Below are 22,716 nucleotides of genomic sequence, written 5' to 3'. Positions count from 1 at the left end.
ATATCAAAAAAAATGATTCAGGGACTATTTTCCTATTCTCAATTCTAGTCACCTTAATCCCCCAATTAACAAATTTTAATAATACAAATCCCAGCCGATAATAACAGCACTGAATAACAGTGCTGAGACACCGGACAGTATGTACATGATCTTGCTTGCTCTTCCCGCTTCTGTACTCCGCAGTTTCATCATAAGCAGCATTATATATCCAGCAGCAAGTACCACATAGACGATGTTCCCGATAAGATGAATGCGGATGGCAGAATAGGTAGTGTAGTTCAGAGTACGGTATCCAAGGATCATGTTATTCACGATAAAAGCAAGTCCGGCAATGTTCATCCATAGATAGTATTTGTTAAAAACGGATGACGGCTTAGCTGCTCTCCTGAATCTGGCGATGATCCATCGGACGAATCCGCTAATCATGGCAAGCATGATCAATAACACTCCGACACCCACAACTATCAGAGATATCCCGGTTCTTTGTGCAGCCAGGCCAGTAAGCGGAAAGGAATCAAAATACGGATTTGAAACCTTCAAGACTGCTCCATGAGCATCCATTACAAAATAGGCGAAGCCCGATTGCCGCACCGGAACATACACATAAGGTTCAATCTGTTTATAGGGCATGTCATTATAATCAATGATATTCCTGCTGATCGAAGCAACAATCTTCGTAGTACTGAGATATCCCAGCATTTTGGTGAACCCGTGAACCACTCTCCGGGCGGACTGATATTCCCCCTCTACCTGCACACTATCCGGAAGGTCCATGCCAGAAGCCTGGGGTTTGTAGGTGCCAAACACCCTATCGGTAAGGCCTGCGCAGTATTCCCATTCATTGTACTGGTTGGTCATCACGACCATTCCGAACCCGGAAGCCGGATCTATCGTAAACTTGCTGGAAAAGCCAAGGGTATTCCCCCCATGCTCCAAAGCAGGGACCGTATGATTCACCTCAAAGAAACCATGGGCAATTCTCGGAATATCCGTTCCGTCATAATTCAGGCTTGGGGACAGCATCTCCCTTAACACCGTATTGCTTTGGAATAACGGAGTATAATCACCTGCGGCCGGCATTAGTGCAGCCAGAAATTTTGCGGCATCACCAGCGGTTCCAGTCGCACTTCCTGCCGGATAAATACCAATATATCCCCTATTCTTCTTGATCAGCTTCAGCTTTGTGGTATAGCCTTGAATCTTGCTTCTCGCGGCATCGACTGCCTCATTATCCCGCTGCGCCGGATGAATAGAGGTATGCTCCATCCCCAGCACGTCGAAAATATGCTCATTCACATAGGTATAGAATGGCTGGCCGCTCTGCAGTTCCACCAGGTAGGCAGCCAGAGCCGCTCCATAATTGGAATAGGCTACTACCTTACCCGGTTCATAGACCTGCCGGGGTTCAAAGAGGGCCAGCGCCTCTCCTAACTCAGGGACATCCTCCTCTGCAAAATAGAACAAATCCGTAATCTGGTCCTCCCAGCCCGCATTATGATGCATCAGGTTCAGCAGCGTAATCGGCTTATCATATTTCAGTTTTTGGAGAAAACCTTCAGGCAGATATTCACGGATATCCTGCTGCAAATCCAGTTTCCCCTGCTCCACCAGTTGCATCACACTGGTCCAGACCAGCAGCTTGGAGCACGATCCCCACTCAAACACAGTGTCTGTATCAGCTGCTGTCTCATGTTCGATGTCCGCGAATCCATAGGCTTGATTGAAAACGGTCCTGCCATCATTAACAACGGCAATAGATACAGCGGCAGTTGTCTGCCGGCGGCCAGCTACATAGGTATCGATAACCGCAGCAAGTGAAGACAGCGGGGTACCGGAAGGAGCCGAATCGGTTCCCTCTTCAGCGGCGCGGGCCGGAACCGCCAGTAACAGCAGCAGAATAACAGCGAGTACACTGACTGATAGCTGTTTGAGCCCTTTATATCGGTTGTATTCTCTCACTTGCAGATTCCCTCCATGAATACGAGTGCTTTCAGATATTTACATATATTTTCCACAAAGTGAACCCAAACCCCTCCATTTGAGCCTGAGGAATTAAAAAAAGCCTGCCCCCATCATTCAGGAGCAGGCATTTGCTTTAGAATTATTTATTCAGGCCTTTCCAGACCCAGTTCTCAACTTCCGGAAGATCAATACCCTCTTCGCGGATAAATTCATAATGCTTCTTAACCATTGCATCCATCTCAGCTGCAATAGCAGTGTACTGATCTGCTTGCGGCAGGCTCAGAACAGCTTCCTTCGTCAGGTCGAAACGGTCCATCTGGTTCAGTACGCGCATATCGAACGGAGTCGTGATATCGCCGTTCTCACGATAGCCGTGTACATGCAGATTATGGTTGTGGCGGTCAAAGAACAGGTCTTTGATAAGCCCTTCATAGCCGTGGAATGCGAAGATTACCGGTTTGTCTTTTGTGAAAAATTGATCAAACTCTTCGTCGGATAAGCCGCGCGGATCCAGCTTCTGGCTTCTCAGCTTGAGCAGATCGACTACGTTGATATAACGGATCTTCAGCTCAGGCAATTTCTCATTCAGGATGGAAATGGCAGCCAAGGCTTCAATCGTCGGTTCTGTACCAGCGGAAGCAAAGACAACATCCGGTTCGCCGCCGTTATCGGTGCTGGCCCAGTCAATGATCTTCAGTCCCTTATCAACCAGCTCCTGCGCTTCTGCCGCACTAAACCACTGCGGACGCGGATGCTTGGAGGAGACGATCAGGTTGATCTTCTGACGGTCGTTCAGTACGGTATCGAATACAGCCAGCAAAGAGTTCGCATCGGCAGGCAGGTATTCACGGATGAATTCAGGCTTTTTGTCAGCCAGGTGGCCTAAGAGACCCGGATCCTGGTGAGTGTAGCCGTTGTGATCCTGCTGGAACACTGTCGAAGTTGCTACAACATTCAATGAAGGGATATCTGCACGCCAGCCCTGATCGGTTGCCTTGCGCAGCCATTTGAAGTGCTGGGTAATCATCGAATCAACAACGCGCAGGAATGCTTCATAGCTTGCGAAGAATCCGTGGCGGCCTGTCAGAACATAACCTTCGAGCAAGCCTTCTGCCTGGTGCTCAGACAGCTGGGAGTCAATAACACGGCCATAGGAAGCCAGGAATTCATCATTAGGCTCAATAACCTGATCCAGCCATTGGCGTTTGGTTACTTCGAAGACTGGTCCCAGACGGTTGGACATCGTTTCATCCGGTCCGAAAATCCGGAAGTTGCGGTTAGGCTCATTGCGCAGCACAACCTCTTTCAGATATTTCCCCAGAACCGCCATGTCCTGTGCTACGACTTTACCTGGAACAGAGTTATCCAGTGCATAGTCGGCAAAGTCCGGCAGGTTCAGGTCTTTAATCAGGTGGCCGGCGTTAGTCACAGGATTCATGCCCATACGTCTGTCGCCTTTTGGAAGGATTTCGGCAAGCTCAGCGTTCAAACGGCCGTTCTCATCGAATAATTCTTCCGGTCTGTAGCTGTGCATCCAGTCCAGCAGGGCCGGTGCGTGCTTCATATTCTTCTGGTCTACCGGAATCGGCACCTGATGGGCACGGAACGAACCTGTGTTAGGAACACCATCCCACTGCGCAGGTCCAGTCCAGCCCTTAGGGGAACGGAAGACGAGCATTGGCCATACCGGACGGGTAAGGTCGTTATTTTCGCGCGCATTTTTCTGGATCGCTGCGATTCTTTCAACGATGGCATCCAGAGCTTTCGCCATTTCTGGGTGCATATGTTCAGGATCTTCGCCTTCAACGAAGAACGGTTCCCAGCCCATGCCTGTGAAGTAGGCAGTAATTTCTTCTTTCGATTGACGGGACAGAATTGTCGGGTTGCTGATCTTGAAGCCGTTCAGGTGCAGAATCGGCAACACTGCGCCATCAGTAACCGGGTTGATGAAGCGGTTGGAGAACCATGAAGCTGCCAGCGGTCCGGTTTCGGCTTCGCCGTCTCCGACAACAACTGCCGAGATCAGGTCCGGATTATCCAGAATAGCGCCAACGCCGTGGGATAAGGAATATCCAAGCTCGCCGCCTTCATGAATGGATCCTGGAGTTTCAGGTGCAGCATGGGAAGCAACGCCGCCCGGGAACGAGAATTGTTTGAACAGTTTCTTCAGACCAGGGATGTCCTGGGTAATTTCCGGATAGATTTCAGTGTAGCTGCCATCCAGATAAGAGTTGGAAACCATAACCTGGCCGCCGTGGCCAGGGCCTTCAACATAGAACATATTCAAGTCATATTTAGTAATTACACGATTCAAATGGGCATAGATGAAGTTCTGGCCGGGAATAGTACCCCAGTGCCCGATCGGTTTAATTTTGACGTCAGCGTCTTTAAGAGGTTCTCTTAACAACGGATTGTCTTTCAAATACAGCTGGCCTACTGAAATATAGTTCGTTGCACGCCAGTAAGCATCCAGCTTCTCAAGATACGTTTTTGATGAGTAATCAACATTCAAGGTCGATAATCCCATTTTCTCCACTCCCTGTTTAATTATGAATACCATACCAATCTCTTTTCTCTACACGTACATCATACCTCTGCAAAAAATAAATACAACCTTTTTGACAAGTGATACGGTCCAATTTTGTGAAATTTTGAACATAGTATGAAAATCGGGCCCATAACACAGGAAAACAGCTTTATTTCTATAATTTTTACCAATATATTACACAAAATAATTTAGATAAACTTTTAAACACTGTATTCATTGCCTCATCAGGACAAAAAAAAATAAGACCGGGAAATTTCCCGGTCTTATTCTTAGTGTACAGATACAAAAGTATTAAACTTGAGATATTTGTAATGGAACCGCATGTGTGAGAATTCAAAGGGGGTGCCGTTATCCAAAAAGAATATCCCTTCCATGATCCCCACCGGTTCATTTACGCTTAAATGCAGCAGCTCCTGGTCATCCTGCTCGGAAGGTTCGGCAAAGATGGACAAAAACGACTTAGTCACGGCCAGATTGCGCGAGTCCTCCAGGTAATTGAAGATCGATCCTTCGATAATCGTCTGATTAAGATCCTGAACGATTTTGATCGGAATATACCCCGTCTCAATCATAAAGGGCTCATCGTCGAACAGGCGCAGACGGACGATTTTGTAGACAAAATCATGGGGCCCGAGGAACAAATCACGCTGCAGCTCCTTGGTGGGTGGAATCACCTCGAAATTCAGCACTTTGACTTTCGGCTTCTTGCCGTGCATCTGAAAATTGTCGGTAACCCCCAAATTCGAGCCTTCGTAATTGAAGATGGATTCGTTCTTTATGTACAGGGGATTGATGAACGTACCTGAACCGCGTTTTTTGAAAATAATACCGACGCTCTCCATTTTGGTCAGCGCACGCTTAATGGAGCTGCGGCTTACCTGATAGGTTTCGCTGAGGCTGCGTTCATCCGGCAATCTCATATCGGCGAATTCTCCCGCGAATATTTTCATTTTTAAATCATCGATAATCTGTTTGTAGACAAATTGTGTCATGAAGTACTCCCTTTCAGGTCTTCTATCACTTCATAAAGCCTAATGTTAACTATATCATAATCATCGCCCAGATTATACAGATTGGCCTTACGTTTCGTAGGGATACCTGATTTTATAATCGCTCAGATCTATGATCTTTGTAATGGAGATTTCTCCTGCCTAGGGATATAGTGATTCCGGGCCTATTGGTAATAAATGTATCATGAAAGAACAAAGAGTATTGGCTCAGTACATAATCAAGGAGGATTACGGCCAATGATGCCACATAAACCAAGGACTTCTACACCTATTTTTGAAGCAAGGCCCGTGCCTGTCCCTTTTATCGCCGGGATGATTATTATTGAAATTATCTATTCGCTATGCGTTAATCTTATTTACTTTGAACACGGCTACTACCGTCCGCTTTCCAATCTTACAAACGGCTGGATCGGCGGAACGTTAAGCGCTAATCTGATCGGCCTTTTCGTGGAGGTGATTATCTTCCTGATTGCCATCGCCAAAGTTACGCCAAGGGAATTGGGTCTCAGGAAAGAGAAACTGCTGCCGGGGTTAACAGGTTTCCTGCTGTTTTGGATCGCGATTCAGATTGTCAATTTGGGCGTCAACCTCTCAACAGGCTACAGCATAACCTTCAACGATCAGATAACGGAGTTTCCGAGTGTAGTACTAGGCGGGTTATTCGGACAGCTTTTTGGCAATGCGCTGCTGGAGGAAATCATATTCCGGGGCTTTTTATTTGTTCAGGTCTTCCTTTTATGCAGCAAAATAAAACGTCACTCGTCCCGCGTGGCTGCGGCTATGTTCATTTCACAGGCCATCTTTGCACTCATGCATATCCCTAACCGGATCTATTCCGGCTATGCCGGGATGGAGTTTGTGTACGACTTTATCCAGCTTGTCATTTTCGGAATCATTTTCTGTCTGCTCTATCTGCTAACCAAAAATTTGTTTTTTGTAGTCGGTATTCACTCCCTGATGAATGAGCAGCTTATGCTATGGTACAACGATTATTCGAATGTCATTATTTTGAGCAGTATCATAACCTTGGTTTGTCTAATGCTCCTGCTAAAAATAAAACAGCGGCGTACACACCGGGCTGCGATCGATATATAGCTCCCATAGTTATAGCTCCTTAGTTGAGCCTGTCCCCGAAAACCTGTATCATAAACCTACCAAGACTGAAGCGGAGGTGCAGGATGACCTATTCCCAGCGTTCAACCCATGCAGCGGCTGCATCTGATTTCACGTATCTGGAATATCAGATTGGCCTTGCCGCAGAGGAATTGAAGGAAGCACAAGAGGTTATGAAGGTTTATGAAGCGGATCTAAGAAGGCTGACAGCTTCTCCGGGATTTGACCCGGGTTCCGCTACTCCGGAAGATCTGCTGCTGCGGGAACAATCGGCGAAGCAGCAAGCTGTGATTGAAGGCATTCAGGCCGCATTAGCCGGACTTGAGGACGAACTCGCGAAGCTGGAAGATTAAGCTGAAGACTGATCTCCAAATAACCAGAAAGAGGTTCCGGCCAAAGGTGGCCCGGAACCTCTTTTTTAATGCAGGAATGTACTTCCCTTAATTCATGTCTGCGATGGCTTTGTAAGCCGCCAGATCTGTGTAGACTTCCACTTTAAGCGGATTCCGTTTATGTTTGAATATTTTATAGCAGTGATAAACAATCACGGCTATGTTGGCAGCCAAAGACAACGCACTTACAACCCATAACGCTGTTTCACTGTGTGAGGACTCTACGGAAAACTTCGACTCTCCGACAAAGGTCGGGAACGACATCGTAAACATCATCCAAATCGCGAGCGTCTGCGCCCGATGCTGTAACCAGGCACCTTTTTTGAAGAAGAACGCCGGGATGGTGCATGAGATCAGCAGTGCAGCGCCTGCATAGAAGGAATGGTCAGAGACCGCATTATAGACATAAGCAAAGTTCCAGAGGTCATACGCGATAATCCAGAACCAGAGCTGATCCGGCCACAGCATATCCCTGCTCTTGTCTTTACTGATCACAATGCCCATCCATCCGGAAATCGTAATAATGTTCAAAATACCTGCGATCCCGTTCATAATGTTCCAGGGACCACCCACCATCATCACTCCGTCCACCATACCGTCCAGACTATATACCTGGAAATCGCGGATAACCGCTTCCAGAATATTCACGGCCAGAATAATGGCCGGAAACATCAATATGTATTTATTACTGCTCCAGCCCTTCACAAACCGGATCGCCATGAAGCCTAAACAGCCTGCCAGCGCAGAGTATACTTTTACCCAATGAAACCACGTTCCCACACTAGAATCTGCATCTGCCGTATTCGGCCAGACCGCTATGGTCAGTACAATTGGAACAACTAAAAACAAAAGCAGTGAAACCCATTTGCTCTTGCGGGCAATTTCATTGACGAACATTAATCCTCCAAGTACTACTAACCACATCAGTGCAGAATACCAGGGAATAGATTCGAATAAAAACATGACTTACTCCTCCTTATATTATGTATTCAATGTGTGACTTAGCTCAAGAATAATCAAAGTGTCAGGTTCCATCAAACTTTACAAAACATTGATAAATCAACGTTTTACAAGTCTCCTTTTATGTTAGGTTTACACTGTCTTTTTGCCCGTGATTCCCCGGGACACTAACGCCGGCCAGCGATTTTAATAGATTCTATATCTTTAGAACTACATGCTGTAAACCTATCCCGAAAGTAAAAAAAACCTTGCCCACAAAGTACTTTGTGAGCAAGGCCTGTATTTAGCCGTATGGTTCAAAAAAATCGGTCGACCAGATATTTGGTATATACGATACAGTTCTCAAGTGTGGGAAAGTTCATAATTTCTCCGGCATAATATATCTGATGTCTCCCCTGCATCCGGTCTAGCTGCTCATAAAAGCCTGCACGGAGCGCAGCAGATTCCACGTGAGGAAAATGCTCCCACCGCTTCATCATATAGAAACGGATGTTGGTTCCGCCGAGATCCCTAAGCTTCGTTTCCACAGCCTCACGCATCTCCTGATCGGTCATCTCTTCATTCTCAACTACATAAATAGTGATCAAATCCGTAGTCCCCATATCTGCCCACCGGTAATACCAGGCCATCATCTGTCCCTTAGACTCCGGGCGCATATTGCCGGGAATATAACCTGAAAGCTCAGGGATACCTTCAACCCTATAAGCGTATACACGAAACCGCTCATAGGTAATCTGCTCCAATAGCCTTTTATCTGCCGCAGATAAAAGAGCGATCTCACTAATATGCTGCAAGGAAGCTGTATAAATAACTTTATCAAAATAAAGCGCAGACTGGCTGGTTTCCACCCGCACCTTGCCGTTGGGTTCACAGTCCATATGGAGCACTTCGCAGGTCAGACGCAGGTCCTCTACCTGGTCTGCCATGCGTCTAATGAGTTCAGTAACCCCTTTGGGCCAGGTGATCATGTGCGTAACTTCAATAAAGGAGAGCAGATTATCAAAGCTTAGAAACTTCAGAACATAGGCCGCAGGTACGTCATAAATACTGCCGAAGCCAAAGGTACTGAAGTAATGCATATAGACCTGCTTAATGACAAATAATTCGTTCTCATCGCACCATAAGGAGAAAGGCTGACACAAATCCTCCGGCAAATGGAGAAGGCCCGGCTCATTTAACCGCTCGTAGCGTTTAGAAATCTCCGGCAACCGTTTGAACTCCTGCGCAAAAGCCTGTACCTGATCCAGCGGAATCTGCGAGGTCTGCCTTCCGTTTGTATTGAAAAACCCCCGCTCCAGTAACGGCCCCTTGTCCATGAGGTCAAATTCCATCATCAGGTTCTTCGTATGGGCATAGGAGGGAAGTCCGAACAGCGCCCCCATTTCATACGTTTTCCCTTTGTACTCAATGGAAAAGCACTTTCCTCCTACACGGTCTGATTTCTCAAGGATGGTAATATGAGTGTAGCCCTTCTTAGCCAAATGATAAGCAGCAGATACCCCGGAAATCCCTGCTCCAATGATGCCTATTTTGTCTTCACGCTTCATGTTGTCCATCTTCCGTTATCTCCTTGTAAACAGCCATAGTGGCAAGGTCTCCTGCTGTCCCGAACATTCAAGCGCTGCATCCGATGGTATTTTACCTTTGTTAGGACCGTCTGTAATCTTTCGGTTGAAGTTATAGTAATTCAAGTACGCTTGTAAGCGGTTTTCCAATATTTCAAAGGAAACTATCGTAGGATCTCCCCAGGCCTGCTGGTAAAATTCCTCCGTCAACACCGCAACGAATTGCTGCAAAGGTTGAAATATCTCTGCATTTCGCGCAGTAACGGCCACATGATTAATATTGTTCTTATGTAAAAAGTCACTGTATTTATGTTTGCCTCTGTCCCAGTTCGTTGTGAATTCGCGGCTTTTGTGTGTCACCAGATTGTCGATCTCAACATGCAGCGTCTTCAATACAGGGATGACCTTTAGTTGCATAAAATCGATGAAGTGTATGGTAGCCTTCCGGTTATAGAGCTTGACCAGTCCTATCCTAGAGTAAACATCATAAATCACATATTGATAGACCTTCCCGATTCGCGGGAACTCCCCCATATAATAAATACTCTGCATGCAGATATAACCGGGGTGGGCATTGTCGGGATCCTTCAGCTTGTAGTCCAGAAATTGTTCCCTTCCCCTGCTCCTTGGAGCTTTAGCAGCTGTGTCGCCCGGCCATTTCTTTTCCTTGATTTCTTTGGCATAGGCTTCCCGCTGTGCCCTCTTGCTAAGTCCGTGCCGCCGCAGCACGTTGTATATCCCCGATTCCCCTACCTTCTCCCCCTCATCCTGCAATTCATAATAGATTCGCTTCGGACCATCCTCAGGAAATTTGGCAATATACTTTAAAATCAGCCTTTCCGTGCGCTTGTCCACTTTGTTTGGCATGACCGGTTTTTTTCTTTCTCCGCAAGCCCATCCATCCCATGCTTCTTGTAGGCATTTTGCCACTTATAATAGATTGTCCGGGAAATCCCGAACGCCTTGCAGGTTTCACTTACATTTTTGCTGGTGGTTCCTTGCATGAGGATATGATATTTTGTTTTAGCATTCAATTCATTCACCCCCCAGTCTTTATTTTATACGTACCCGGCCTTTTGAACAGCTTAATTTCATATAATTAATGATTATTTAGATTGTTTCCTATTCATACGCAAAAAAAAGAGGGAGTCCCGGTAGCCGGTTCACGGCCTTCGGAACTCCCTCCTTGCTGCAGGTATGGTGGATAACAACTTTATGTCAGTTTCACCAGACTGTAGTTTTTCTTGCCTTTGCGGACAATGATGAATTTCCCGCCGATGGCATGATCAGCAGTAATCTCCACCTCAAGCTCATTCACGCGCTCCCCGTTTATGGAGATTGCACCCTTCGTAATGTCCTCACGCGCCTGGCGCTTGGACGGCTCGATGCCCAGATCGACCAGCCATTCCACGATATTCTTCGTTTCGTTAGTGGCGGTAAAAGTAGGCATTTCCTTGAAGCCTTCCTCAATTTCATCGGCGGTCAGAGAGCGGATGTCGCCGCTGAACAGGGCGGCAGTAATACGCTTAGCCTGCTCCAGCAGCTCTTCGCCGTGCACGAACCGGGTCATCTCTTCCGCCAGCGCCTTCTGTGCTTCGCGCTTATGCGGCTCGGATTCAACCTTGGCTGCAAGTGCTTCGATCTCCTCTTTGCTAAGGAAGGTGAAGTACTTGAGGTATTTGATTACGTCCCGGTCATCCGTGTTCGCCCAGAACTGGTAGAACTCATAAGGGGTAGTTTTCTTCGGATCGAGCCACACGGCTCCGCCGGCGGTTTTGCCGAACTTGGTGCCGTCAGCCTTAAGCATCAGCGGGATGGTGAGGCCGAACGCTTTGGCTTCGTTGCCTTCTTTTTTACGGATCAGGTCCAGGCCGCTTGTGATGTTGCCCCATTGGTCGGAGCCGCCGATCTGCAGCTGCACATCCTCATGCTTGTAAAGGTGCAGGTAGTCGATCGACTGCAGAATCTGGTACGAGAACTCGGTGAACGAAATCCCGCTGTCCAGACGGCTGGAGACAACATCCTTGGCCAGCATCGTGTTGATGCTGAAGTTTTTGCCGAAGTCGCGCAGGAACTCAATGACATTAATGTCCTTAGTCCAGTCGTAGTTGTTGACCAGGCGGACCTGATTGGCGTCATCATCGGAGATAAACAGCTTCTTCATCTGCGCAGTCAGCGCATCCACATTCTCCTGCACCTGCTCCAGTGTCTGCAGGGAGCGCTCGCTCTGGCGTCCGCTCGGATCGCCGATCGTTCCCGTTGCCCCGCCGATCAGGATCACCGGACGGTGCCCGGCCAGCTGAAAGCGTCTGAGCACCATAAACGGAATCAGATGCCCGATATGCATACTGTCGCCGGTCGGATCGACGCCGCAGTACAGCGAGACTGCCTTGCTGTTCGTTAATTCGCGCAGCCCTTCCGCATCCGTCTGCTGATTAATGGCGTCGCGCCATTCCAGTTCATCAATAATATTCAACATGTACAGCCCCTTTGTTAGTGATCAGGTATGGTTAGTGAGATACGTTGGAGGATGAGCATCACCCGGGGTACGGCATGGGTTCGCGGACCGAAATATCTGCGTTTGCAGCATACAACCAGCCAGCCCGGTAAACGCAAAAAATCGCCCCTTGTCTATTCAGACACAGGGACGATTGAATTAACCGTGTTACCACCCAAATTGCACGGACAGCCATTATCAGCCGATCCATACCACTTATAAGCGAGTTATCGTTCGCTTGGTTCCGCTTGGCATTACCCAAGATACTCCAGAGTGTATTTCGCAGCCCTCGTGTGTACCGGGTTCCATCACCCCCCGGCTTTCTGTGACAGGGACTAAGCTGCTACTGCGCTCATTCAACGTATACAAACTATAAGATTACAGAAAGTATAGCCAATTCACAATTTATTGTCAATCCGGCCTATAACCGGATTAATATCATGCATAACGCCAGCCTCCGGAGGCCGTTATATTCTCCGCTCCTGTCTCGGCATAGCTTTCACAGATGAACCCCATAACCTCAGAGCCGTCCTCAAGCTCCACTCTCCCCAGCCCAAGCGGCGCTGGAATCAAGGCTGCAAATGCCCCGACCGATTGAACCGGCATCTTCCATAGCTCGAGCTGAATGGACGCTCCGCCGTGAGCTTTTCGAATCAGTCCCGGTTTGGCAGGAACAGTCTGCAGCCTGATCATGTCATAGCATGGCGCCGTTCTCGCCTCGCGCCAGAAATAAGCGCCATGGCCGGTCATCTGCTTCTCGAGCGGATAACCCTGCATGTGCAGGCCGCAGACGGCAATTATCGTATATTGCTGAGCGGCAACCGCTGTTGATGTGTCTGCCTTTGACGCCGCTTCCACCGCTTCTGCTTTCTCAACCGTATCCTTCGATCCTGAATCCCCAAGGTAAAGGCCTGCCGACCCCGCCAGCAAATGCTCGCTGTCCGCGAGTGCGAACAAAGTAATCCCGAAAGGCAAATCCTGCGCCGCTTCACCGGCAGGAACGGCCACCGCAGACAGATCAAGCAAATTGCAATGATTGGTGTAGCGGCCCATATCCGAATTGGCGCCGACCGGATTCAGCTCTACCTGCTCTCTGGTCCAGGTGCCTCCACAGGTAGGCATGACCAGCACCGCGTCCCGCAGCAGCTCCCGGGATTTAGCCTTGTATTCCTGCAGCCGGTGCATGGCCTGGAACAAACTGGAGGCTGTATGCCGTCCCCCTTTTCCCGACGATAAAATCTGTTCTGTTACAGGAAACACGGAGGCGCGGTTATTGTGCACAAATTCGCCCAGACCGGCCCAGCGTTCTGCTACCCAGGGACCATCATACAGAATGGACGCTGCTTCGAAGAACATCGTACAATCCACGTATTCTACCGGAATGCCCAGCTCCTTCAGCGAGTCGCACGCTGCTTGCCAGGCCAGCCGGTAATCCTCCTCATGAGGGCCATAGAAGTCAAGGGGCTCTGCCGGGAACAGCAGTCTGGCAGGAAGACGGTCGGCCTGCCGGGGGATGCTGCGGGACCACGGATCGGAGGCATCCAGGCCGCGCACCTGACGGTCAACCAGCAGTGTATCCTCGAGGCTGTTCGCGAACACCGTGACGCAGTCCAGGCTGGCGCAAGCCGGGACTACTCCCCGGGTGGGCCAGGCTCCCAGGCTTGGCTTGTACCCTACCAGACCGTTCAAGGCTGCAGGCACACGCCCCGAGCCGGCAGTATCCGTGCCAAGCGAGAAAACTGCCTGGCCGCGTGCCACAGCAACCGCCGAGCCGGAGCTGGAGCCGCCGCTGATATATTCCGGTCTGAGCGCGTTATGCACAGCCCCATGCGGACTTCTTGTGCCGACCAGTCCGGTGGCGAATTGATCCAGGTTGCTTTTGCCTACAGGAATCGCCCCGGCACCGATTAACCGCTCCAACACAGAGGAATGTCTGTCCGGCATATAGCTGAATTGCGGACAAGCGGCTGTTGTAGGGAAGCCCAGTACATCTATATTGTCCTTGACAGCAAACGGAATCCCCCAGAGCGGATACTCCTCCCTGTCCAAATGGCTTATAGCCTCCAGATAGGGCTGTATCCGCCCGTAGTCCGGCGGCTCAATCCAAATATTCAGCTCCTGATCCTGCTGTGAACGCCGGATAATTTCACGGATGACCGCCTCCGGCGTGAGCACTCCGCTTCTGTATTGGTCCCGCAGCCATCCGGCAGACAGCTTGAGCGGAAATTCGGCTATATCCATGTCGTCATCTCCTATTCTGCGGGGCCCGCTGCTTGTCATAAGGCCTCATCTCATGCAGTTTGAGAGCCAATTGAAGCTGAAGCATATCGTCCCCGTCATCTGAGTTTAAGTTCAGCAGCTCACAGGCACGTTCAATCCTGTAGGTCACGGTATTGTAATGAGTGAACAATGCAGCTGAGGCTTTTTTTATATTGCGGTTGTGCTTGAAATACAGGTTTAACGTTTGCAACAGGGACACATTATGCTTGCTGTCGTAATCTAGCAGGGGAATCACATATTGATCCCGGTAGTCCCTGATTTCTTCAAGCTCCGGCAAATGGTACAGCAGCCTGAAAACACCCAGCTTTCTATAATCAATATACAGTTCCCGGAAATCGCAAATCTCGCGGATATGATTAATCTTCTTGGCTGACTCATAGCTGTGATGAACCAGATCAGGGCGGTTTACCTTCTCTCCGATGCAGAAGACAAACATATCTTTGGCAAACACTTTATTCAGCTCCGTTAGCAGGCGCTGCAGAGTCTCGGCGAGCGGGCTGTCCCCGTTATCAGCTATCGTAACTGCCAGCTCGCCTTCCATGATCGTCATTTTTACATGCTGTAAATCCGGTCTGGTCCTGATTCTCTTCACCGCCTGCTGCAGCTGCTTCACCTCAGGCTTCATGTCCAGCCAGCCTACCACAGCCGCGGTCATTGCCTGATCAGGCAGCGGACAGCCGCATGCCTCTGCTCTCAGCTTCAGATCCTCGCCGGCAACAATCCTGCCGCTGATCCAATCCTGCAGGAACTGGTCCACGTACTTCAGCTCCACTTCTCTGCGGGCGTTCGCATTGATCATTTCCAGTCCGACCAGAACACCTACCCGGTCTATAGTCAGCTGATCGACCACCGTTAGTTCCTGGTTCCATTCAAGTAAGATCAGCAGGCACTGATTCATCTGCTTGTCATTGACTGCAGAAATATAAGCCCTGATCCGCCGCTCTCCAAGGGTGATGAAACAGATGCCCAGACTCGCCTCATCCCTGAGCTGAATCCAGACCGGTGACTGGCGGTCAAATCCGAGCTCCTCCGCCTGCGGTGAGCAGAACAGATGGTCCATATCATCCAGAAGCACAATCGGATTGTGCAGCATCCCGTCCAGCGAGCGCAGAAAGTCCTCGATGCCGTCACCGTGCAGCAGCTGCTTCGACAGCTTTTGAAACCGGCTCTGGAGCTGGGAGAGCTCTCTGGCTTCCTGAACCAGCACCCGCTCCATGATATCCCTGACTACATCAGAGAAGGATGTGGACGAGGGCAGCTCAAAAATCGGAAAATCAAGCTGGTCGGCAAGCTCAAGCGCCCTGGCCGGAACCTCATCAATAAAACGCTTGGTCTTGATGCCCAGGGCGGAAACGCCCTTCTGGTTCAGCTGCGGAATCATGTCTGAAATCAAATCCGGCTGGTCACGGAAGGGGAACCCGCTCGTAATCAGGAACTCCCCCGGCCGGACCCAATCAATTACATCCGGGACCTCCATCACATTTACGCGATTTATGTAACGGTGCAAACCGCCCGCTCCGGCAAGCACTACTGCCTCCTTGAGGTCGGGAATCAACAGAATGTCGCTGCAGGTCAGACCTGTGATTACATTGTTCGCCATGGAGCTCCGCCGCCTTTACTTTAGCTTTGAGGAATAGATATCTTCAATAATCGTTGTGCCGAAAAAGGAGTTCGGGGCCACCTGCGCTTCTGCCGGCAGAAAAATGCTGATCTGCTCAGAAGGTGAATCTCCCGCATTGGCTACCGAATGGACAACACCGGCCGGCACATGAAAGGTATCTCCGGCCCGGTAGCTGCTCCACTCACCGCCGCTCAGCAGCTTAACCTCGCCAACGGTAATATGAATAATCTCAACCACATCGTGATAATGGGGAACCACCTGCCCGCCGACACCGAGCTTTTCCCATAAAATAGAGCTCATCCGTATCCCCAGCTTATCCGCCTGCGCCGCCGAGACAATCTCCCGGTGATACAGCTCGATATGGTTAGGCATCAGCTCCCATGTCATTTCCTCTGCCGTCAGAACCTCGGTTTCCTGTGTAAGCATATGTCATTCCTCCATAAGATGAATTTATTGATTTCTGCGGAAAATGGCCGCTACCGGCCCTCCGCCTGCCGGTCCCTGATGCTCTCCGCCGCCGGATACATAGATCATCGGATCTCCGCATACATAAGCCAGAACACCGCCGACAACAGCACGCGCATGACGGGTATGGTTAATATCTGAATCATCCAGCATCGTATGACGCCGTTCCCGCACATAGCCCGAAGGGTCAGCCTCCGCCTTGGCCAGCACCTGAATCAGCTCATCTCCGGCATGCCGGTCGATCATCCGCTGCAGCGCTGCTCCGTCAATGGAGTCCTTCATAACATCATGGTCAATGAAATAAGGGCCCTCCGCTGCGGAAGAGTTGCCGAATACAATGATTTCACAGCAGGAAAGCTCACTCCCGGCAGACGTCGAAGCAACCGTGCTGTAAAGCTCCCAGTTCACGCAGATTTGCTCATCCCGCAGCCCCTCCCGGCCGACTTCACCGAGGGCCACAGCAACGCCAAGGGCAGAAGCGCCTCTGGAATACCCCATCGACTTATAGGTATCCTCTGTCACAAGCTCAGCCTTTCTGCCATGGGCCTCATGGATTTGTTCTGCAGTCAGAAGCGGGCATTTAATCTGTACAAAATGTACATCCTCCGCAGACGCAATACCGGCATCACGCACCGCACGGGATACGGCTTCAGCCACTGCATCCACCTGGCTCAGACGCCCGAGCTCCTCCGGCAGGAAATCCCTCGTCCTGGAGACGCCAATCGCGAGTGATTTCAGCCCAAGCCCGGCTTCTCCCGTTTCCGGTAAGCCGCTGCGGCTCATTACAGTGAAATGCGGACTCAGGATGCCTTCCGTGCCTCCTGACATGATATAGGACACAGCCGGCTGGCTGTCAGCGGAATAAGCAGCAAAAAACTGCTTCAAGGCCATCACCGCGTACCCCCGGGTAAAATCGTTGACACAGCCGTTGCCCTCGGTCTTGCCCAGGACGGCAACTACATGTGCCGGATCAATGATTCCTGCCTCGATAGAGGCTTTAAGGCCTGACGTATCATGCGGAGCAGCTGCAGGCACTTTTATCACTGAGCATTTCATCACAGATCATCGCTCCTTGTCCAAAAGATAACTTTCTTCTCCAGCAGTCCGATACACCAGAACAGCAGCAGCCCGCAGGCCGCCGAAGCGATAATCGCCGAGAACATCACCGGAGTATCCATATGATAGGAAGAGACCAGAACAACGTATCCAAGCCCTTTATTCGCACCGACGAATTCGCCGACAATAGCTCCGACAATCGCCAGGGAGGTTGAGATTTTAAGTGCAGAGAAAATATACGGCAGACTTGTCGGCAGGCGCAGCTTCCAGAAAATTTCCCATTTCGTCCCTTTATAAGTAGAAAACAGCTCCCAGGCCTCATATTCAATCGCCTTGAGTCCTTTGACACTGTTCACCAGGATCGGGAAAAAGCAGATTAGCGTGGACGCCACTACCTTGGAGGAATATCCGGTACCGAGCCACACCACCAGCAGAGGAGCCAGAGCCACAAGCGGTGTCGTCTTAAGGGCAATTGCCAGCGGAAAAGCGCCCTTCTCAATCGGTTTGGAATGTACGAAAATAACGGCTGTAACAAATCCCAGAATGTTGGCCAGCATAAATCCGGCCAGGGATTCCATCAGTGTAACAAGCATATGTGAGCCTAACGAAGCTTCAACCGCTGATAAGACCGCTGTGGGAGCCGGCAGCAAATATACAGGAATGGAGAAGAGGCGTACGGCCAGCTCCCAGAGCACCAGGAACCCCAGGCCGAATCCGAGCGGATACAGGCTGTCTTTAAGCTTGGCTGTCATAAATGCTTCACCCTCTTTCTCAGTTCCTTGACCGTATAGTGGAATTCCGGCAGCTCTTCCATCCCCGCCTCCCGCGGCGAGGGCAGCGGAACCGGGATAATATCCGTAACTCCGGCGGGCCGGGGCGACATCATCACCACCCGGTCAGACAGCAGCACCGACTCCTGAATCGAGTGTGTAACCATAACGATGCTGCTAAGGCTGGTTTCGGGGCTCTCCCATAGACGGAGCAGCTCGAAATTCAGCTTCTCGCGGGTTAGTTCATCCAGAGCACCAAAGGGCTCATCCATCAAAAGCACCGCCGGATCAGCTGCCAGCGCTCTGGCGATTGCCGCCCGCTGCTGCATGCCGCCGCTCAGCTGGTGCGGAAAATGATTCATGAAATCCTGAAGACCAACCAGGCGCAGCGCGCTTTCCGCCTTCTCCCGCGCTTCCTGCTTCGTGAACTTTTTCTTGTTGCCGAGCTCGAGCGGAAGTGTGACATTCTGGAGTGACGTAAGCCAAGGCATTAGCACCGGCTTCTGAAAAACCATGCCCAGCGACAAGTCGGAGGAAGCATACGTAACCTTCCCTCCCTTGTCGGGACCGAGCAGCTGAAGCATCAGCCTCAGCATGGTCGATTTTCCGCAGCCGCTTGGCCCCAAGATGGAAATGAATTCATTCCGGTATACATCCAGATTCACCCGGTTAAGCACCTGCACCTCTCCGAAGGACAGGGAGCAGTCTGATAACGAGAGCATCACTTCACGCGCTTTGGATTCCTGTAAGGGACGATGTTCTGCAATGAAGTTCTTCTGTTCCTTAATTACCGCCGGCATAAGACCGCCTCCTATTCCAGGTATTCGTTCGTAAACAGTGATTTCAGATCCTGCTCTTTCTTAACAAAACCAAGCTCAATCAGACTCTTCTGCAGGGTATCCCATGCTTCTTCCTCCGTCGATCCGAGCGGCAGCTGCTCCGGCTCCAGCAGCGGAATGCTGGCTTTCATCATCGCTACCTCATGATCCAGATCCAGCTTGTCTCCATATTTCAAACCAAATTCCGCCGCCTCTTCCGGATTCTCCAGTGCATAATCCCAGCCTTTCATGGAAGCCTGTACGAAGCTCTTGACCATCTCAGGATCTTTATTAATGATAGATTCCGTTGTAAACAGCGTATCCGCATAGAAATTGATGCCGTAGTCATTCGGATCAATAATGTTTACCTCTTTGCCCTGCTCCTGTACAGCCAGCACTTCATTGATCACGTACCCCGGCCATGCCTTCACCTGACCTGTCAGCAGCGGACTGAGATCATATTTGATAGGCATTTCCTCGATATCCGGAGTTTTTATGCCTGCACTTTTCTCCATAGCCCGGAACGTCAGCTCTTCATTGCCGCCCAGCTTAATGCCTACCTTCTGGCCGACAAGATCCTCCATCTTGGAAATACCCGACTCTTTCAGCGCGAACATCACAAAGGGAGTTTTGCGGTAAATGGTTGAAACGGCCTTGACGGGCACTCCCTTTTCCCGGGCAATGATAATCTGGTCTGCCCCAGTTACCCCGAACTCTTCACTGCCGGAGGCCACCATCTGCACCGACGGAAAATCCGATCCGCCCGGCCGTATTTCCACATCCAGTCCGGCATCCTTGTAGTAGCCTTTCTCCACCGCAGTGTAAAAGCCGGCAAACTGGGCCTGATGAATCCATTTCAGCCTCAGTACAACCTTCTTCAGCTCTCCGGATTCCCCTTGGCCGCCGTCCGCTTTGATGGTTTCATCGGAGCCGGAGCCGCAAGCGGTTATTAGCAGCATAAGTGACGATAACAGGACGAGCATTGCTTTTCTGGACATTTTCCACATATTATATTCCCCCGTTATGATGTAATTGTGATTAATAACGTTCAGCGGCAGCGGCCTGATATTGCTCCAGTGCTTTGAGAACCTCTGCGGAATGGCTGACGCTCCCGAATACGCCTCCCTGCATCTTGACCATTTCCAGCGCGGCCTGATGGTTGCGGGGATCTGTAGCTCCCGTGCAATCCTCCAGAATCAGACATTCATACCCCCGGTCGTTCGCTTCCCGCATCGTGGTATGGACGCATACATCTGTTGTGATGCCTGTAAGAATGAGATGAGTGATCCCCCTGTTCCGCAGGATCAGGTCAAGGTCCGTTGCGTAAAAGCTTCCCTTGCCGGGCTTATCGATGATAAATTCCCCGGGTGCGGGTGCAAGCTCCTCAATAATCTGCCAGCCGCGTTCGCCCCGGACAAGAATCCGTCCCGCAGGACCAACAGACCCGATCTCTGCCCCGATCTGTTTGCTGCGCCACCGTTTGTTGGCAGGCAGATCGGATAAATCCGGCTTATGCCCTTCCCTCGTATGAATGACGGTGAAGCCTTCAACACGGCGGATACGCTCAAGCAGCTGCTGAATGGGCTTAATTGCCTTAGCCGTCAGGGAAAGGTCGTAACCCATTTGCTCTACGTACCCTCCCTTGCCGCAGAAATCGGTTTGCATATCAATAATCATGAGCGCTGTCTTCCGGGGATCCATGGCCCCGTCGTAAGGCCACACATAAGGCGATGCTGTGATTTGCATAATATTGTTTCCTCCCTGCACTAGTTACTTTATTTGCGTTAATTTATATAACATCATTTTCTATAACTTTCTTATGAGTTAGATTATATTACAACAAATTTCATATGTCTCCGTTTTTATTACAAGAATCAGCTATATAAATTCGTTATTATTACAAAAGTATCATAATATGTTACTTATAATTACATAAATCTAGTCTTCCAACGCACTTTTGGGCAATCCGGGTATATTCCCACGAAAAAAGCCTTGCAGAGAAATTCTCTACAAGGCTTCATTCATCGTTATCCTATTTCTGCCGCCTGCAGCTCTCCGTCCGACTGCTCGGCCGTGAACCGCTGCCTTACTTCATCCATCACAGTCCGCAGCCGCTCGCAGGTAACAATCAGCTGGTCGACCTCTTCCCGGCCCACCTTGACAACAATCTCGTTCAGGATGCAGGAATACCGTTCCATTTTTTGTTCGAAAACCAGCCGCCCCTGCTCCGTCAGGCTGATATAGATCACCCGCCGGTCTGTTTCGGACATGGCGCGCTCGACATAACCCTTCTCTTCCAGAGAGCTGACAGCCTGTGAAGCGGTGGGTCTGCTGATTTGCAGCAGCTCGCTTAATTTGGACACCATCACCCCCGGGTATTCCGGCGTATCCGGTTCTAACCGTTCCTTCTTCATCATGACATGGATGACGAACATCATTAGAAATTCCCCGTGGGGAATAGAATCAGTCCATTTGGTGCGTGTGGCCAGGCGTTTGATGTTCTCAAATGCGATAAGCAGCTTTTCTTCTTGAAGATCCTGGGGATTCATAAGACACCTCCGGTTATATAAGTCAGACCATTACATTTACATCACCCGGACAATTGCTTCATTCAGTTTCTGCAGCAGCTGACCGAAATGTTCGCGTTCCTCTTCGCTCCAGTCTTCGAGCAGCTGTCCGATTTTGTCCTGGCGGATGTCCGTGTCCTTCCTCAGCATGTCCGAGCCTAAATCAGAGATTTGCAGCGTATAGGCTCTGCCGTCCAAAGGATCTGGAATACGGATCACATACCCTTTCTGCTCAAGTGCCGAAGCCTGCCTGCTGATCGTGGAAATATCCAGGTGAAACTCATCAGCCAGCGCCTTCACCCCGGCGGAGCCGTTCGAGGCAATCTGATGCAGCAGCAGATAGGCAGAGTGGTCCAGGATGCCGTATTTTTTGTAGGTGCTGATCGAAGTCAGCCGGCGGCTGAGAATGGCCATCTCCAGTTCAATCGTTTCTAACGGGCGTTTGTCCATGAGGTGCAGCAACCTTTCTATCCACACTTTTCTATATGAATAACAGCTTAAACTAGTTGTAAGATGCAGCGGTCATTGACTTCGCATATGCAACTTGTATAATACAAGTATATACTTTCATTATACAAGTTATTTTCACAAAAGCTAGTCCATTCTTACTTGGGGGAACCTTATGAAAGCGCATGAATTCATGATCAGACAGGTCTATAAGGTCAAAGAATATGACACCGTGCGGACCTTTATCGAAAAATGCATTGAGCACCGGATCAGCGGCATGCCGGTCATCAACGACCGAAATGAAATTGTTGCTTATTTAAGCGATGGAGACATTATGCGCTATATCGGCAAACATGATGACCTCATTGTCGACTCTTTTTTTCAAGTGAATGTGATCAAAGGCGATGAGGATGAATTCGAGGAACGGACCCGACGGCTGCTGAATCTTAATGTAATGGCCATCGCCAAAAAGAAAGTCATCACGGTGTCCTGGGACGAGGATATCGAACGGATTGCCGCCATACTGGGCAAGAAGCAGATCAAAAAAGTACCCGTTGAACGTAACCGGGTCCTCATGGGCATTATCAGCCGGGGTGACGTCATCCGTCATTCGTTTAAATCGCTGCTATAGTTATTAACAGGGTA

At 49.9% G+C, this 22,716-nt stretch carries 21 protein-coding genes and 1 other annotated feature; of the genes, 3 read left to right on the top strand and 18 right to left on the bottom strand.

Annotated elements, in window-relative coordinates; translation table 11 throughout:
• Positions 1–75: 75 nt before the first annotated feature.
• The 3 genes from JRJ22_RS07285 to JRJ22_RS07275 form a co-directional block, all read right to left on the bottom strand.
• On the bottom strand, positions 76–1,959 hold the full coding sequence (locus tag JRJ22_RS07285; RefSeq protein WP_206103863.1) for a serine hydrolase domain-containing protein: 1,884 nt from the start codon (positions 1,957–1,959) through the stop codon (positions 76–78).
• Between the two features lie 142 nt (positions 1,960–2,101).
• Positions 2,102–4,489, bottom strand: coding sequence for a phosphoketolase family protein (locus tag JRJ22_RS07280; RefSeq protein WP_206103862.1), 2,388 nt, complete (start codon positions 4,487–4,489; stop codon positions 2,102–2,104).
• 290 nt (positions 4,490–4,779) lie between these two features.
• The gene (locus JRJ22_RS07275) at positions 4,780–5,502 is read right to left on the bottom strand and encodes a GntR family transcriptional regulator (protein WP_054939593.1); all 723 of its coding nucleotides are present in this window, start codon (positions 5,500–5,502) and stop codon (positions 4,780–4,782) included.
• 255 nt (positions 5,503–5,757) lie between these two features.
• On the opposite strand from JRJ22_RS07275, the gene JRJ22_RS07270 reads away from it, so the two are divergent.
• Positions 5,758–6,615, top strand: coding sequence for a CPBP family intramembrane glutamic endopeptidase (locus JRJ22_RS07270; RefSeq protein WP_206103861.1), 858 nt, complete (start codon positions 5,758–5,760; stop codon positions 6,613–6,615).
• 83 nt (positions 6,616–6,698) lie between these two features.
• Complete coding sequence (locus JRJ22_RS07265; protein ID WP_206103860.1) at positions 6,699–6,986, top strand: hypothetical protein; 288 nt, start codon at positions 6,699–6,701, stop codon at positions 6,984–6,986.
• Between the two features lie 87 nt (positions 6,987–7,073).
• Here the strand turns inward: JRJ22_RS07265 and JRJ22_RS07260 are convergent, their stop codons facing one another.
• From JRJ22_RS07260 to JRJ22_RS07190, 15 genes are all read right to left on the bottom strand, one after another.
• Entirely contained in the window at positions 7,074–7,988 is a 915-nt protein-coding gene (locus JRJ22_RS07260) for a DUF5692 family protein (protein WP_206103859.1), read from the bottom strand.
• 293 nt (positions 7,989–8,281) lie between these two features.
• Positions 8,282–9,541: an FAD-dependent oxidoreductase gene (locus JRJ22_RS07255; RefSeq protein ID WP_206103858.1), complete on the bottom strand. Its 1,260-nt coding sequence runs from the start codon at positions 9,539–9,541 to the stop codon at positions 8,282–8,284.
• 6 nt (positions 9,542–9,547) lie between these two features.
• Positions 9,548–10,417: a hypothetical protein gene (locus JRJ22_RS07250; RefSeq protein ID WP_206103857.1), complete on the bottom strand. Its 870-nt coding sequence runs from the start codon at positions 10,415–10,417 to the stop codon at positions 9,548–9,550.
• Positions 10,381–10,593 (bottom strand): helix-turn-helix domain-containing protein, encoded by a 213-nt coding sequence (locus tag JRJ22_RS29680; RefSeq protein ID WP_408637871.1) that lies wholly within the window; start codon positions 10,591–10,593, stop codon positions 10,381–10,383. The genes JRJ22_RS07250 and JRJ22_RS29680 overlap by 37 nt, the downstream gene beginning before the upstream one ends.
• Before the next feature lie 170 nt (positions 10,594–10,763).
• Complete coding sequence (tyrS, locus tag JRJ22_RS07240; RefSeq protein ID WP_206105022.1) at positions 10,764–12,026, bottom strand: tyrosine--tRNA ligase; 1,263 nt, start codon at positions 12,024–12,026, stop codon at positions 10,764–10,766.
• Positions 12,027–12,190: 164 nt separating this feature from the next.
• Positions 12,191–12,416, bottom strand: a binding site (T-box leader).
• Positions 12,417–12,485: 69 nt separating this feature from the next.
• The gene (gene atzF / locus JRJ22_RS07235; RefSeq protein ID WP_206103855.1) at positions 12,486–14,288 is read right to left on the bottom strand and encodes an allophanate hydrolase; all 1,803 of its coding nucleotides are present in this window, start codon (positions 14,286–14,288) and stop codon (positions 12,486–12,488) included.
• Between the two features lie 4 nt (positions 14,289–14,292).
• On the bottom strand, positions 14,293–15,927 hold the full coding sequence (locus JRJ22_RS07230; protein WP_206103854.1) for a PucR family transcriptional regulator: 1,635 nt from the start codon (positions 15,925–15,927) through the stop codon (positions 14,293–14,295).
• Between the two features lie 15 nt (positions 15,928–15,942).
• Positions 15,943–16,374, bottom strand: coding sequence for a cupin domain-containing protein (locus tag JRJ22_RS07225; RefSeq protein ID WP_090715016.1), 432 nt, complete (start codon positions 16,372–16,374; stop codon positions 15,943–15,945).
• Positions 16,375–16,398: 24 nt separating this feature from the next.
• Entirely contained in the window at positions 16,399–17,469 is a 1,071-nt protein-coding gene (atzD, locus tag JRJ22_RS07220; protein ID WP_206105021.1) for a cyanuric acid amidohydrolase, read from the bottom strand.
• Positions 17,469–18,221 carry an ABC transporter permease gene (locus tag JRJ22_RS07215; protein ID WP_090715013.1) on the bottom strand — a complete coding sequence of 251 codons (753 nt, stop codon included), beginning with the start codon at positions 18,219–18,221 and terminating at the stop codon, positions 17,469–17,471. The genes atzD and JRJ22_RS07215 overlap by 1 nt, the downstream gene beginning before the upstream one ends.
• Positions 18,218–19,039: an ABC transporter ATP-binding protein gene (locus JRJ22_RS07210; protein WP_206103853.1), complete on the bottom strand. Its 822-nt coding sequence runs from the start codon at positions 19,037–19,039 to the stop codon at positions 18,218–18,220. Before JRJ22_RS07210 ends, JRJ22_RS07215 begins: the two co-directional genes overlap by 4 nt.
• Before the next feature lie 11 nt (positions 19,040–19,050).
• Positions 19,051–20,055 (bottom strand): ABC transporter substrate-binding protein, encoded by a 1,005-nt coding sequence (locus JRJ22_RS07205; RefSeq protein ID WP_232381059.1) that lies wholly within the window; start codon positions 20,053–20,055, stop codon positions 19,051–19,053.
• Between the two features lie 40 nt (positions 20,056–20,095).
• Positions 20,096–20,803 carry a biuret amidohydrolase gene (biuH, locus tag JRJ22_RS07200; protein ID WP_206103851.1) on the bottom strand — a complete coding sequence of 236 codons (708 nt, stop codon included), beginning with the start codon at positions 20,801–20,803 and terminating at the stop codon, positions 20,096–20,098.
• A gap of 281 nt (positions 20,804–21,084) precedes the next feature.
• Complete coding sequence (locus tag JRJ22_RS07195; RefSeq protein WP_206103850.1) at positions 21,085–21,606, bottom strand: MarR family winged helix-turn-helix transcriptional regulator; 522 nt, start codon at positions 21,604–21,606, stop codon at positions 21,085–21,087.
• A gap of 36 nt (positions 21,607–21,642) precedes the next feature.
• Positions 21,643–22,074, bottom strand: coding sequence for a MarR family winged helix-turn-helix transcriptional regulator (locus tag JRJ22_RS07190; protein WP_206103849.1), 432 nt, complete (start codon positions 22,072–22,074; stop codon positions 21,643–21,645).
• Positions 22,075–22,246: 172 nt separating this feature from the next.
• Here JRJ22_RS07190 and JRJ22_RS07185 point away from each other — a divergent pair, with 172 nt between their 5' ends.
• Positions 22,247–22,702, top strand: a complete 456-nt coding sequence (locus tag JRJ22_RS07185; protein WP_206103848.1) for a CBS domain-containing protein — start codon at positions 22,247–22,249, stop codon at positions 22,700–22,702.
• Positions 22,703–22,716: the final 14 nt, after the last annotated feature.

Origin of the sequence: Paenibacillus tianjinensis, assembly GCF_017086365.1 — a bacterium.
GTDB lineage: Bacteria > Bacillota > Bacilli > Paenibacillales > Paenibacillaceae > Paenibacillus_AQ > Paenibacillus_AQ tianjinensis.
The sequence above is the reverse complement of the archived record's forward strand: the minus strand, read 5'-3'. Positions and strand labels throughout refer to the sequence as shown.